This window comes from Azonexus sp. IMCC34842 (assembly GCF_050368855.1).
Taxonomy (GTDB): domain Bacteria; phylum Pseudomonadota; class Gammaproteobacteria; order Burkholderiales; family Rhodocyclaceae; genus Azonexus; species Azonexus denitrificans_A.
Genome location: NZ_CP178449.1, coordinates 2,936,882 through 2,950,414, shown reverse-complemented (window position 1 = coordinate 2,950,414; position 13,533 = coordinate 2,936,882). Strand labels below are relative to the sequence as shown.

Below are 13,533 nucleotides of genomic sequence, written 5' to 3'. Positions count from 1 at the left end.
CGCGAAATCGCGTTGCGTTGACTGCTGAGTCACTTCGACTAGAGCGGCTCCTATGTGCCCAAAGGCGACCGTCAGCGTTATTGGAAGCGGACCTTCAATGTTTTAAGCTCAGCGGACTGTTAAGTCCTAGTGCCCCTTTGGAACAATGAGAACTTTGATCTCAAAACCATCATCCTTTTTGCTCAGGTCATTCTCAAGCCCATGGGGATTTGAAATCCAGCCATCTGGATCGTATACAAAACACAAGAGTTTTTTGCAATCTGGATGCGTTCTGTAGCGCTGCGAATCAATGATTAATTCCTCGCCGACATTTTTTGCTTTCAGCGTTTGCCTTGTCTTCTTAACCTCGATGATGATTTTTTCATCCTTGAGCAAAAAGTCTACGCGCGAACATCCTCCCGCATAGCTTGGTGTCCATTCCTCAGGCCTAATGTCGTCGAAGTAAATCTGCAAAAGCGCGTGAAGCAAGTCTTGAGCATCATATTCGTCATTGACGTGCAAACTCTCTCTGTCGCTATGTCGGGTTTTCAACTGTTTTGCTACTAGGTGAAAGCGCGAACAAATCTGCTCAACTAGGCCAAAGTAGTCAATTTCTGATTTTTCAGCAGGCTTAGTAGCGAGCTTCGCCTTGGCTGCCGTCCAAGGGAATGTAGAGCCACAGTTCTCGCAATGGGTAGGAACCGGGGTGTGAAAACCTAGGGCTACGATGCCCTCTACTTGATAGTCCCCCTTTATTTCATGGTTGCAACTGGGGCACTTATAGATAGTCTCTGCTCCGCACTGAGCGCAAAACTTTCTACGAAACTCTGGCGAACGATGGTAGTTGTCAGTGATCTGGTGTCCGTTTAAGCACACCTGCTGACTGTCATGTTGTCCCACTGGATTTCCTTCCTAGAGCGGCATAACGTGGAGCTGAGGTGCCTGCGTGGCTTTTCGCGTAGGTCGCCTCAAACGAGGGGCTAGACCTCATTTGCTGCGCCCCTTGAAGAGGCCAGCAATTCCGGCCCCTCCAGCAACAGCCAAGGTCGAACCCAGAATAATCTTCACCAACTCGAATTGCCCCATCAACATAGCAATAACAACGAGGCTGAATACAGCCGAAACAATGAGCGACAGCACGGCAACCGACCGTTTGTGCAACTTATCTTGAAACTCAATTTCGCGTTGGTGCTGTGCGTCAGCAGATTCTGCTTCCTTGCGCTCTTTCTCTGCTTTGCTTTCGAGATACTTCGTGGCAGCAGCAAAGCCATTCTCCGCAATCGACTCAACTGTTTCGGCAATCTTCTCTATTTGCTTCAAGCGGCTGTCGAGTCTCTCAATCTGAGCCGGGAGAAGTTCAGCTGGCGGTGTAGTAACGGGTTCTTCGTTCATGGTGAGTACGGATCGAGAAAAATCATAAGCAGATCAATGACAATGTGATGTGAGGTCTAACAGTTATTCAGGCACGATTGGATCGGCTGTAATGTACTGAATGACATGGAGATTATCCGATGCCGATATTCTTATCAATCAACAATCATACGGACAGAGGCTGTGTCCGCTATGGGTGAGTTTCTTGAAGAGCCGCTCTTGGCCGACTGCCGTCTCATGACATTTCGCTGGTCTGCGAGTTGGCTTTCCCCGCTCTGATGTGGCCTGGCTTGACGGTCAACAGACTAAATATTCCGCGCACCGTGTGGCGGTGTTGAGCATGGAGCTGCCTGGATTATCCTCAGTGCCGCCCCTCATTCCGTGACCGGAAATCCCGAATGGTCTGCAAAAACGCCTGCAGGATTGGCGAGGCGTCGTCGGTGCGGTAGATGCAGCTCAGGTCGATGACGGCATCGGGGGCGTTGGCCAGGCGGCGGTAGACGACGCCGGGGACGCTGAGGCTGGTGGCGGCTTCCGGGACCAGGCTGAGGCCGAAGCCGGCGGCGACCAGGGCGACGCTGGTCGGGGCGTCGCCGACTTCCTGGGCGACCTGGGGTTCGAAGCCTTCGGCGGCGCACAGCGCCCAGATCTTGTCGATGAAGCTCGGGCGGGCGCCGCTCGGGAAGAGGATCAGCGGCTGGTTGGCCAGTTCCTTGAGCAGGATGGCCGGTTTGGCAGCCAGCGGGTGCCTTTCGCTGACGGCGACCATGATGCTTTCGATCATCACCAGTTCCGACGAAATATCGGGCAAGGGCGCCAGCATGCGGTTGAAGCCGACGCTGATGCGGTGCTGGCGCAAGGCTTCGATCTGTTCCTTCTTACTCATCGTGTGCAGCGCGATGCGCACGTTCGGGTGGCTGGCGCGGAAGGCGTGCAGGACTTTCGGGATGACGTCGAGGATGCCCGAGCCGAAGATGCCGATATCCATCCGGCCCTGTTTGCCCTGGCCAGCCTCGCGGGCGCGTTCGCCGGCCTGTTCCATCAGGTCGCGGATGTTGCGGGCGTCGCGCAGGAAAGTCTCGCCGGCCTGGGTCAGCTCGACGCCGCGTGCCGTGCGCAGAAACAGCTGGGCGCCGAATTCCTCTTCCAGTTGCTGGATCTGCCGGGTCAGCGGCGGCTGCGAGATGTGCAGGCGGGCGGCGGCGCGGCCGATGTTGAGTTCCTCGGCGACGGCGATGAAATACTTGAGTTGGCGGAATTCCATGCCGCGCTCCTAGCCGCCGTCCTTCTTTTTCAGCCGGTATTGCAGCTGCGGCCGGGTGATGCCCAGCGTGCGCGCCGCGCTGGCCAGGTTGCCGTCGGCCCGCCGCACGGCTTCGTCGAGCAGACGGCTTTCCAGGTCCTCGAGCGGAATGCCGCTGCCCAGGATGGCATCGAGCAGGCTGGCGGTGTGGCTGGATTCGGGCTTGTTCTCCAGGTTGCCGGCCGGGGATATCTGGCATTCCCAGTTGGCCACCTCGCCGACGTGGGTGAACAGGTGTTCCAGATCGATCCAGCCGCCGGGCGGGGCGAGGATGACGCCGCGCTCAATCATGTTTTCCAGCTCGCGGATATTGCCCGGCCACTGGTAGCGCTTGATCGCCTGCAGCGTCTTGTCGCTGACGCCGAGCAGCTTCTTTTCGTAGAGCGTGCAGAAGCGGGCGAGCATGGCTTCGACGAGCAACGGGATGTCGGCGACCCGCTCGCGCAGCGCTGGAATCTGGATCGGGTAGACATTGAGGCGGTAGTAGAGGTCGGAGCGGAAACGTCCTTCCTTGACGGCATTCTGCAGATCGACATTGGTTGCCGCGACGACGCGGACGTTGATCTTGCGCACCCGGTCGTCGCCCAGCCGTTCGATCTCGCCTTCCTGCAGCACGCGCAGCAGCTTGGCCTGGGCGGCGAGCGGCAGTTCGCCGATTTCGTCGAGGAAGATGGTGCCGCCGTCGGCCCGCTCGAACTTGCCGATGCGCGAAGTCTGGGCGCCGGTGAAGGCGCCTTTCTCGACGCCGAACAGTTCGGATTCGATCAGGTCGTTGGGCAACGCGGCGCAATTGATGGCGACGAACGGACCCTGCTTGCGCTGGCTCAACTGGTGCAGGGTGCGCGCGAAGCGTTCCTTGCCGACGCCGGTTTCGCCGAGCAGCAGCACCGAAACCTGGGTGCCGGCGGCGCGCTGGACGAGGTCGTAAGCGTGCCGGAAACCGGTCGAATTGCCGACCAGGCTGGGCGTCGCCGTCTGCTGCGAGATGGTCGTGCGCAGGTAGTCGACCTGGTTACGCAACTCCAGCAGGTGGGTGAGCATCGAGTCCGACTCGAAGTAATTGGCGTGCTCGGCGGCGTCTTCCCATTCTTCCAGCGGCTTGCCGACGATGCGGCAGTTGTTGTGGCCGCAGGCGACGCACTCGACTTCCTTGAACAGGATGAAGCGGCCCATGAAGGCCGAGGTGTAGCCCGAGGCATAGCCGATCTGCGACCAGCAGACCGGTTCGTCCGACTGGCCGAACTCGCGGGTGTGCACTTCCTGTTCCCAGGAATTTTCCCAGAGGAATTCGCCGGCGAATTCGCCGCTCGCGAAGTCGGCTTTCAGATGGATCGGCGTGACGCGGACGACGCCTTCCAGCATGTGCAGTTGCGGCCCGGTGAAGAAAGCGTCGGTCAGCGACTGGCTGCCGCGGATGCGCTTGGCCAGTTCAGCATCGCGGACGCCGGCGGCGTAGCCCATGCGGGTCAGGACGCGCCGGGTGTGTTCCTTGCCGACTGAGCCGATCAGCTCCTTGCGCAAGGCGCCAAGGGCCGAGGTGTGCATCAGCACCATGCGGTGGTCGGCCAGCCAGATGGTGCCGTCCTTCTCGGAAAAGCGGACGAGCTCGCGCAGGTCGTTCGACGCCGGATACTGAATTGTCGTCATTTTGTCTCACTGTTTTATGTGCCGGCGTTGCTTGCCATCGTCCGGCTTTCTGGTCCGCCCATTCTACTGCCCATCGCCGCTACGTTGCTTTGCGAAATCTAGGCAGAAAATAAATTTATCGAGATTATTTACTTGTTCGTAAATTTTAGCGGCAATTGATCAGTTGGTTAATTAGTAATGAATCGATTCATCAAATAGTAATTACCGGCGCCGCTGGCGGTTGTCGTGGAATTCATGTTTTTCAATAAAAACAGTCATTTGGGCTGGTGGCACGCTCCTTGATTAAGGAATGTCCTCGACACCGTATCTGCGGGGTCGTCTTCAGGAGGAAGTCAGCATGGGACAACAGGAAACAAATCGGTCGGCCACCAATCTCGGCGCCATCCGGCGCTACGTCCGCGTTTGCCAGCGGCGCGCCGATGGCTTTGTCGAGTTCGAGTTCGCCATCGGCGACCCGGCGCTGGCTGTCGAGCTGATGCTTCCCGAAGCGGCTTTTCACGAGTTTTGCCTGACCAACGAAGTCATCGTGCTCGATCCCCTGCAGCCCGGTTCGGGCGACTGGGCGTCGCGCCTGAATGCGCTTTCGCGGCAGGAGATTTCAGACGCTGTTTGAACATCCCGGTAACGGGAATAAAAAAGAGGAGACATTACATGCAGATCGATCTGCGTACGGTGGCGATCAAGCCGCTGCGCAATACCTTCGACCACCTGGTGGAGCGTTTCGGCGACAAGCCGGCCAGCCGCTACCAGGAGGGCAGCTACAACATCCAGCAGGAACACATCTTCCACTATCGCCCGAGCTGGGATGCCGATCGGGTGCTGTTCGACAAGAAGCGCACCAAGATCCAGATGACGGACTGGTACGCCTTGAAGGACCCGCGCCAGTTCTACTACGGCGCCTATACGATCACCCGGGCCCGGCAGCAGGAAGCCGCCGAGTCGAGCTTCGACATGATCGAGGAGCGCGGCCTGGCCGAGCTGATCCCGAACGAGCAGAAGCAGATCGCCCTCGATATCCTGTTGCCGCTGCGCCACGTCGAATGGGGCGGCAACATGGGCAACGCCTATATTTCCGCCTACGGCTACGGCACGGTGATGACCCAGGCCTGCCTGTACCACGCGATGGATCACCTCGGCGTCGCCCAGTACCTGACCCGCATCGGCCTCGTGCTCGACGGCCCGGATGCGCTCGACAAGGCCAAGGACGACTGGATGAGCGGCGCCCTGTGGCAGCCGATGCGCCGCCATGTCGAGAACCTGCTGGTGCTCGACGACTGGTTCGAGATTTTCGTCGCCCAGAACCTGGTCCTCGAAGGCCTCTCCTATCCGCTGTTCTACGACCACCTGGATAGCGAGTTCTCGGCCAACGGCGGCACGGCGATCTCGATGATGACCCGTTTCATGGGCGAGTGGGCCGGTGAAACCGCCAAATGGATCGATGCCCAGATCAAGGTCGCCGCCGCCGAGTCGCCGGAAAACAAGGCCCTGCTCAGCGACTGGGTCAAGCAGTACCGCGCCGTCACGCTCGACGCCCTGACGCCGCTCGCCAAGTGCGCCCTGGGCGACAAGGCGGCCGGCGTTCTCGAGGACGTCCTCACCGAATTCAACGCCCGCTGCGCCAAGCTCGGCCTGGCCGTCTAGGAGTCTTCATGTCTACCGTTTTCATCGCCTTTCAAACCAACGAGGACACCCGTCCGATCGTCGAATCGATCCTCGCCGACAACCCGCATGCCTACCTCGACGAGCAGCCGGCCATGGTCAAGATCAACGCCGAGGGCAGCCTGGTCATCAAGCGCGAATCCATCGAGGAGCGCATCGGCCGCGATTTCGACCTGCAGGAACTGCAGGTCAACCTGATCACCATCTCCGGCAACCTGGACGAAGACGACGACCAGTTCACGCTGGCCTGGAAAAACTGAGGAGCACCGCCATGGATATGCAAGCCACCAAGAAGAAACTCGGCCTCAAGGAAAAATACGCCCACATGACCCGCGGCCTCGGTTGGGATACCACCTACCAGCCGATGGACAAGGTCTTCCCGCAGGCTACCTACGAAGGCATCAAGATTCACGACTGGGACAAGTGGGAAGACCCCTTCCGCCTGACCATGGATGCCTACTGGAAATACCAGGCCGAGAAGGAGCGCAAGCTCTACGCCGTGCTCGACGCCTTCGCCCAGAACAACGGCCACCTCGGCATCACCGACGCGCGCTACCTGAATGCCGTCAAGCTCTTCCTGACCGGCATTTCGCCGCTCGAATACGTTGCCCACCGCGGCTTTGCCGCAGCCGGCCGCAACTTCCCCGGGGTCGGGCCGCGCGTCGCCTGCCTGATGCAGTCGATCGACGAAATCCGCCACGCCCAGACGCAGATCCACGCGCTGTCCAACTACAACAAGTACTACGAAGGCTTCCACGCCGGCGCGACGCACCAGATCGAACGCATCTGGTATCTCTCGGTGCCCAAGTCCTTCTTCGACGACGCCTTCAGCGCCGGCCCCTTCGAATGGATGATCGCCATCGGCTTCTCCTTCGAATACGTGCTGACCAACCTGCTGTTCGTGCCCTTCATGTCGGGCGCCGCCTATAACGGCGACATGGCGACGGTGACCTTCGGTTTCTCGGCCCAGTCCGACGAAGCCCGGCACATGACGCTCGGCCTCGAATGCATCAAGTTCATGCTGGAACAGGATCCGGACAACCTGCCGATCGTCCAGAAATGGATCGACAAGTGGGCCTGGCGCGGCGTCCGCGTGCTGACCCTGGTTGCCATGATGATGGACTACATGCTGCCGAAGCGCGTGATGAGCTGGAAGGAAGCCTGGGAAATCTATTTCGAGCAGAACGGCGGCGCGCTGTTCAACGACCTCGCCAAGTACGGCATCAAGGTGCCGGACTGCCTGACCCAGTGCTCGATCGACAAGGAACACATCTCGCACCAGGCATGGGCTACCTTCTACCAGTACGCCCACGCATCCGGCTTCCACACCTGGCTGCCGAATGCCGAGGAAATGGACTGGCTGTCGGCCAAGTACCCGAACAGCTTCGACAAGTACTACCGGCCGCGCTTCGAGCACTGGCGCGAACAGGCCGACAAGGGCGAGCGTTTCTACAACAACACGCTGCCCATGCTCTGCCAGGTCTGCCAGATCCCGATGGTATTCACCGAGCCGGACGATCCCTCGAAGCTGTGCTACCGCGAATCCGACTACGAGGGCGAGAAGTACCACACCTGTTCGGACGGCTGTAAGCAGATCTTCGACGACGAGCCGGAGAAATACAGCCAGGCCTGGTTGCCGGTGCACCAGATCTATCAGGGCAACTGCTTCCCGGAAGGCACCGACCCGACCGTCGAAGGTTTCGACCCGATGGCCAAGGTCCTCGAGTGGTACCACGTCGTGAATGGCCAGGACAACATGGACTACGAAGGCTCCGGCGACCAGGCAAATTTCGCCGCCTGGCGCGGCGCGGCAACGCAAAACGTGTGAGAGGTAGTTGGTAGTTGCTAGCCATTAGTTGTTAGCAACTGCCAACCCCACCCCCAAACATGCTAGCGACTAACGACTAGTAACTAACAACTATCAGGAGACAAACATGGCTGTCAAAGCCCTTTCCGATTACAAGTTCGCCCCTGCCGACACGCAGGACAAGTTCCACGGCAACCAGCTGCTCTACGTCGGCTGGGAAGACCACCTGATGTTCTGCGCGCCCTTCGCCTACTGCATCCCGCCGGAGACGAAGTTTTCCGAACTGGTCGACAAGCACCTGGCGCATTCCTTCGGGCCGCATCCGGACTGGGCCAAGGTCGATGCCGGCAAGATCGTCTGGCTGAAATCGGGCAAGCCATTTACGCCCGACTTCAACAAGACGCTGGCCGAGCAGGGCCTCAAGCACAAGGACGTGCTGCGCATGCAGACGCCCGGCCTGCACGGCATCAACGGCACCTGTTTCTGAGCCGGGGGCGTCATGGCTTACGAACTGACCATCGAACCGCTCGGCCAGACCATCGAGGTCGAAGACGGGCAGACCATCCTCGACGCCGCGCTGCGCGCCGGCATCTATCTGCCGCACGCCTGCTGTCACGGCCTGTGTGCGACCTGTAAGGTGCAGGTCACGGACGGCGAGGTCGATCACGGCGAGGCCTCGACCTTTGCCTTGATGGATTTCGAGCGGGAGGAGGGCAAATGCCTGGCCTGCTGCGCCCGCCTGGAATCCGACACGGTGATCGAAGCCGAGATCGAGGACGATCCCGATGCGGAAAACCTGCCGGTCGAGGATTACAGCGGTGAAGTGGTCCGGATCGAAGACTTGACGCCGACCATCAGGGGCATCTGGCTGAAGCTGGACCGGCCGCTGCATTTCCAGGCCGGCCAGTACATCAACCTGGAAATCCCCGCGCTGGGCGGCCAGTCGCGGGCGTTTTCCCTGGCCAACGCGCCGCAGGAAGACAACATCGTCGAACTCAACGTGCGCATCGTGCCGGGCGGCCTGGTCACCACCTGGCTGCACGCCAATCTCGAGGTTGGCGAAAAGCTGAAACTGACCGGGCCCTACGGTCGCTTCTTCGTGAAGAAATCGGCCAATCTGCCGCTCATCTTCATGGCCGGCGGCTCCGGTCTGTCCAGTCCGAAATCGATGATCGAGGACCTGCTGAACAACGACTGCGAACTGCCGATCACGCTGGTCTACGGCCAGCGCAATCGCGATGAGTTGTACTACCACGACGCCTTCACGGCCCTGGCCGACAAGTACCCGAATTTCTGCTACGTGCCGGCTTTGTCGCACGAGGCGGAAGGCTCGGGCTGGGACGGCGCGCGCGGTTTCGTGCATGAGGCGGCGAAGGCCCATTTCGGCAACGACTTCCGTGGCAACAAGGCCTACCTGTGCGGCCCGCCGGCGATGATCGAAGCCTGCATCTCGACCCTGATGCAGGGCCGGCTGTTCGAGCGCGACATCTACATGGAGAAATTCTTCTCCGCGGCCGATGCCTCGCAGCAGCTGAAAAGCCCGCTGTTTCGGAATATTTAGCTGTTAGTTGCCTAGGGGGCTTGAGCTGTTAGTGAGTGGAGTGGGGCGCTCTTACTCGCAGCTCAAACCCCTAGGCAACTAGGCAACTAATAGAAAGCAACCAGACATGATTTATTTCAACGTAGTCATCGAGGAAACCGGCGAGAGTTTTCGTTGCTCGCCGCAGGAGTCGCTGCTCGTCGGCATGGAACGGCTCGGCAAGAAGGGCATTCCGGTTGGTTGTCGGGGCGGCGGTTGCGGCGTCTGCAAGATCGAAATCACCGCCGGCAGTTTCCAGACGCGGGTCATGAGCCGGGAGTACGTCAGCCACGAGGACGAGGCCGCCGGGCGGCTGCTCGCCTGCCGGGTGATGCCGGCCAGCGATATCCGGCTGCGCGTCCTCGGCAAGATGAGCAAGAACGTCTGCCGGACGCCGCAGCCGGCGGCTGCGGCGCTGGCCTGATCAGGCGGCGCGCGGAGCGGTGGCGGGCGTCCCGTGCAGAAGTTCCTCGGGCAGCGCCTGGATCGAGCGGTAGGTCAGTTCGATGTGCTCGGCCATGATCGCGGCAGCCCGCTCGGCTTCGCGCGCCATCACCGCTTCGAACAGCGCTTCGTGTTCGGCGTGGACGTTGCGCGGGATCGGGTTGAAGGCCAGCGACAGATGCCGGTAACGGCCGGCCTGCTGGTAGAGGATGGAGAGGAAATGCTTGATCCAGCGCGACGGGCAGGCGGCGATCAGGACTTCGTGGAAGACCCGGTTGCGTTCTTCCCACTCGGCCTCGCCGGCCGCCTCGCCGAGTCGTTCCTCGGCCTTCGACAGACGATGGAAGGCGACCATCAGTTCGCCCTCCCAGGCGTCGTCGCCGGCCGCGATCGACTGGCGCAGCGCTTCGCACTCGAGCATGACGCGGGTCCGGGTGATGTCGGCGAAGTCGTCGAGCGATACCGGGGCGACGCGAAAGCCGCGCTGGCCCTGGCTGACCACCAGCGCGTCGGAGATGAGCAGGGAGAGCGCCTCGCGCAGCGTGCCGGCGCCGACGCCGTAGTCGTTCTTCAGGTGCTCGACACGCAGCTTGGTACCCGGTCGCAGGCGGCACTCGATGATGTCCCGGCGCAGGGCCTGGTAGGCGGATTCGACCAGGGTCTTGGGTTCGGCGGCCTGGCCGTTGGCGGTAACGGTGTTCTTCTGCATGACGATCGGGTTTTGTGAAGTGGTTTGACCAGAGGAGGTAATTCTACCCGAGACGGAAAATTTTCACGATTTATTAAAATCTCGAGAATTTACGTTGACATCGAGATTGGTTGTAAATATCGTTATGTTTAATCGGTTGCACAGATTCCGGATCTGATCAAACAGACCCGGCCAAAAATAAAGGAGACGAAAAAATGGCAATGACTGGAGTACTACGTCCGGGGCACGTGCAAATACGTGTTCTGGATCTCGAAGAAAGCATCAACTTTTACGCCAACGTGCTCGGCCTCGTCGAGACCGGGCGCGACGCGCAGGGCCGCGTCTATTTCAAGGCCTGGGACGAGCGCGACCACAACAGCGTGCTGATCCGCCAGGCCGATACCGCTGGCCTCGATTTCGTCGGCTTCAAGGTCGACAGCGTGGCGACGTTGAACAAGCTGGAAGCCGATCTCAAGAATTACGGCGTCAAGACCGAACGCATCCCGGCTCGCGAGATGCTGGAAACCGGCGAACGCGTCCGCTTCCTGCTGCCCACCGGCCATACCTTCGAGCTGTATGCCGAGAAGACCGACATCGGCAACGGCCAGCCCTACATCAATCCGGAAGCCTGGATTCCGGCGGCCGAGCACGGCATCGCCCCGGTCCGCCTCGATCACCTGCTGTGCTACGGGCCGGACATCGAAAAGGCTCAGGCCATCCTGCAGGACGTGCTCGGTTTCTATCTGGTCGAGCACATCGAACTGGAAGACGGCAGCGGCGACCTGGCCATCTGGCTATCGACCTCGATCAAGGCGCACGACATCGCCTTCGTCCGCCATCCCGAGCCGGGCAAGCTGCACCACATTTCCTTCCTGCTCGACAGCTGGGAAAAGGTGCTGCGCGCCGCCGACCTGATGTCGATCAATCGCGTTTCCATCGACATCGGCCCGACCCGGCACGGCGTCACCCGCGGCACGACGATTTACGCCTTCGATCCGTCCGGCAACCGTTTCGAGACCTTCTGCGGCGGCTACCAGTCCTACCCGGACGGCAAGCCGATCAAGTGGACGATGGGCGACGTCGGGCGCGGCATTTTCTATCACGACCGCACGCTGAACGACAGCTTCCTGAGCGTGGTGACCTGATGCAGGTCGCCGCCACGCAACCCGGCATCACCGCGCAGGCGGCGGCTGCTGCCTGCGCGGCGGCGGTCGCCCACGCCGAGCAGAACGGCTGGAAGATCAATGTCGCGGTGGTCGATCGTGGCGGCAACCTGATGGCCTTCCTGCGCATGCCGGGCGCCTTCATCCACTCGATCGACATCGCCATCGACAAGGCCTACACCGCGGCCAGCTTCGGCTTTCCGACCAAGGCCTGGATGGGGGCCATCGGCCACGACGACGGGATGAAATTCGGCTTCTCGGCGCAACCCCGGCTGATCGTTTTCGGCGGCGGCCTGCCGATCGGCGAGGGCGACTGGCTCGGCGGCATCGGCGTCTCCGGCGCTTCCGAGGCCGAGGACGAAGCATGTGCCCGGGCCGGCCTCGCGGCCATCGGCCTAGCGTAAGAACAGCAAACCAAAAAAGGAAAACCAGCAATGAAGCAAATCCTCAACTTCATCAACGGCGAATTCGTCGCCACCGGCCAGCAGTTCGAAAAACGCACGCCGCTCGACAATTCGGTGATCGGCATGGTGCACGAAGCCGGCAAGCGCGAAGTCGATGCCGCCGTTGCCGCCGCCCGTGCCGCCCTGGAAGGGCCGTGGGGCAAGATGACGGTGGTCGAACGGACCGACATCCTGAACAAGGTGGCCGACGAGATTACCCGCCGCTTCGACGAATTTCTTGAAGCCGAATGTGCCGACACCGGCAAGCCGAAGAGCCTTGCCAGCCACATCGACATCCCGCGCGGCGCCGCCAATTTCAAGATTTTCGCCGACGTCATCAAGAATGCGCCGACCGAGTTCTTCGAGCTGGCCACTCCGGACGGCAAGGGCGCGATCAATTACGCCATGCGTCGCCCGGTCGGTGTGGTCGGTGTCGTCTGCCCGTGGAACCTGCCGTTGCTGCTGATGACCTGGAAAGTCGGCCCGGCCCTGGCCTGCGGCAACGCCGTGGTCGTCAAACCCTCGGAAGAAACGCCGTCCACCGCGACGCTGCTCGGCGAAGTGATGAATGCCTGCGGCGTGCCGAAGGGCGTCTATAACGTCGTGCATGGCTTCGGGCCGAACTCGGCCGGCGAATTCCTGACCAGCAACCAGGGCGTCAATGCCATCACCTTCACCGGCGAAACGCGGACCGGTGCGGCGATCATGAAGGCCGCCGCCGACGGCGCCCGCCCGGTATCGCTGGAAATGGGCGGCAAGAACCCGGCCATCGTCTTCGCCGATGCCGATCTCGATGTCGCCATTGAAGCCACGCTGCGTTCCTGCTTTTCCAACTGCGGCCAGGTTTGCCTCGGCACCGAGCGCGTCTATGTCGAGCGGCCGCTGTTCGACAAATTCGTCGCCGCGCTGAAGGCCGGTGCCGAAAAGCTGAAGCTCGGCGTGCCTTCCGATCCGGCCAGCAACATGGGGCCGCTGGTCAGCCAGGAACACCGCGACAAGGTGCTCTCCTATTACAAGAAGGCGGTCGAGGAGGGTGCCACGGTCGTCACCGGCGGCGGCGTGCCCGACATGCCGGGCGAACTGGCCAACGGCGCCTGGGTGCAGCCGACCATCTGGACCGGCCTGGGCGACGATGCCGCGGTGGTGCGCGAGGAAATCTTCGGGCCCTGCACGACAGTGATGCCCTTCGACAGCGAGGAAGAAGTCGTCAAGCGCGCCAACAACACGAGCTACGGCCTGGCCGCCTCGGTCTACACCCAGGACGTCACCCGCGCCCACCGCGTCGCGGCGAAGATGGAAGTCGGCCTGGTCTGGGTCAACAGCTGGTTCCTGCGCGACCTGCGCACGCCGTTCGGCGGCGCCAAGCAGTCCGGTATCGGGCGCGAAGGCGGCGTCCATTCGCTTGAGTTCTACACCGAACTCAAGAACATTTGCATCAAGCTCTGAGGGC

Annotated in this window: 15 protein-coding genes; 10 read left to right on the top strand and 5 right to left on the bottom strand. The window is 61.0% G+C overall.

Annotated features, from left to right (window positions below):
- Positions 1-126: 126 nt before the first annotated feature.
- The 4 genes from ACLIKD_RS13940 to ACLIKD_RS13925 form a co-directional block, all read right to left on the bottom strand.
- Positions 127-879, bottom strand: coding sequence for a DUF2321 domain-containing protein (locus ACLIKD_RS13940; protein ID WP_428825543.1), 753 nt, complete (start codon positions 877-879; stop codon positions 127-129).
- Positions 880-966: 87 nt separating this feature from the next.
- On the bottom strand, positions 967-1,371 hold the full coding sequence (locus tag ACLIKD_RS13935) for a hypothetical protein (RefSeq protein ID WP_428825542.1): 405 nt from the start codon (positions 1,369-1,371) through the stop codon (positions 967-969).
- A gap of 340 nt (positions 1,372-1,711) precedes the next feature.
- The gene (locus ACLIKD_RS13930) at positions 1,712-2,614 is read right to left on the bottom strand and encodes a LysR substrate-binding domain-containing protein (protein ID WP_428825541.1); all 903 of its coding nucleotides are present in this window, start codon (positions 2,612-2,614) and stop codon (positions 1,712-1,714) included.
- A gap of 9 nt (positions 2,615-2,623) precedes the next feature.
- Positions 2,624-4,300 (bottom strand): sigma 54-interacting transcriptional regulator, encoded by a 1,677-nt coding sequence (locus ACLIKD_RS13925; RefSeq protein WP_226416841.1) that lies wholly within the window; start codon positions 4,298-4,300, stop codon positions 2,624-2,626.
- A 337-nt stretch (positions 4,301-4,637) separates the two neighbouring features.
- Between ACLIKD_RS13925 and ACLIKD_RS13920 the strand changes: the two genes are divergently transcribed.
- From ACLIKD_RS13920 to ACLIKD_RS13890, 7 genes are all read left to right on the top strand, one after another.
- A complete protein-coding gene (locus tag ACLIKD_RS13920; RefSeq protein WP_226416840.1) occupies positions 4,638-4,913 on the top strand; it encodes a phenol hydroxylase subunit in 276 nt (91 codons plus the stop codon).
- Positions 4,914-4,951: 38 nt separating this feature from the next.
- On the top strand, positions 4,952-5,941 hold the full coding sequence (locus ACLIKD_RS13915; protein ID WP_428825540.1) for an aromatic/alkene monooxygenase hydroxylase subunit beta: 990 nt from the start codon (positions 4,952-4,954) through the stop codon (positions 5,939-5,941).
- An 8-nt stretch (positions 5,942-5,949) separates the two neighbouring features.
- The gene (locus tag ACLIKD_RS13910; protein ID WP_226471435.1) at positions 5,950-6,219 is read left to right on the top strand and encodes an MmoB/DmpM family protein; all 270 of its coding nucleotides are present in this window, start codon (positions 5,950-5,952) and stop codon (positions 6,217-6,219) included.
- 11 nt (positions 6,220-6,230) lie between these two features.
- Positions 6,231-7,787 (top strand): aromatic/alkene/methane monooxygenase hydroxylase/oxygenase subunit alpha, encoded by a 1,557-nt coding sequence (locus ACLIKD_RS13905; RefSeq protein WP_226471434.1) that lies wholly within the window; start codon positions 6,231-6,233, stop codon positions 7,785-7,787.
- A 106-nt stretch (positions 7,788-7,893) separates the two neighbouring features.
- Positions 7,894-8,253 (top strand): phenol hydroxylase subunit P4, encoded by a 360-nt coding sequence (locus ACLIKD_RS13900; RefSeq protein ID WP_428825539.1) that lies wholly within the window; start codon positions 7,894-7,896, stop codon positions 8,251-8,253.
- A 12-nt stretch (positions 8,254-8,265) separates the two neighbouring features.
- Positions 8,266-9,327, top strand: a complete 1,062-nt coding sequence (locus ACLIKD_RS13895) for an NADH:ubiquinone reductase (Na(+)-transporting) subunit F (RefSeq protein WP_428825538.1) — start codon at positions 8,266-8,268, stop codon at positions 9,325-9,327.
- Between the two features lie 106 nt (positions 9,328-9,433).
- Positions 9,434-9,769, top strand: coding sequence for a 2Fe-2S iron-sulfur cluster-binding protein (locus ACLIKD_RS13890; RefSeq protein WP_226416834.1), 336 nt, complete (start codon positions 9,434-9,436; stop codon positions 9,767-9,769).
- On the opposite strand, the gene ACLIKD_RS13885 is transcribed toward ACLIKD_RS13890, so the two are convergent.
- The gene (locus tag ACLIKD_RS13885) at positions 9,770-10,498 is read right to left on the bottom strand and encodes a GntR family transcriptional regulator (RefSeq protein WP_226416833.1); all 729 of its coding nucleotides are present in this window, start codon (positions 10,496-10,498) and stop codon (positions 9,770-9,772) included.
- 194 nt (positions 10,499-10,692) lie between these two features.
- Here ACLIKD_RS13885 and ACLIKD_RS13880 point away from each other — a divergent pair, with 194 nt between their 5' ends.
- Genes ACLIKD_RS13880 through ACLIKD_RS13870 form a run of 3 tightly spaced genes read left to right on the top strand, consistent with a single transcriptional unit; the run spans position 10,693 to position 13,529 of the window.
- Entirely contained in the window at positions 10,693-11,622 is a 930-nt protein-coding gene (locus tag ACLIKD_RS13880) for a catechol 2,3-dioxygenase (protein WP_428825537.1), read from the top strand.
- Positions 11,622-12,044, top strand: a complete 423-nt coding sequence (locus ACLIKD_RS13875) for a GlcG/HbpS family heme-binding protein (protein ID WP_428825536.1) — start codon at positions 11,622-11,624, stop codon at positions 12,042-12,044. Before ACLIKD_RS13880 ends, ACLIKD_RS13875 begins: the two co-directional genes overlap by 1 nt.
- 30 nt (positions 12,045-12,074) lie before the next feature.
- The gene (locus tag ACLIKD_RS13870) at positions 12,075-13,529 is read left to right on the top strand and encodes a 2-hydroxymuconic semialdehyde dehydrogenase (RefSeq protein ID WP_428825535.1); all 1,455 of its coding nucleotides are present in this window, start codon (positions 12,075-12,077) and stop codon (positions 13,527-13,529) included.
- The last annotated feature ends 4 nt before the right edge of the window (positions 13,530-13,533 follow it).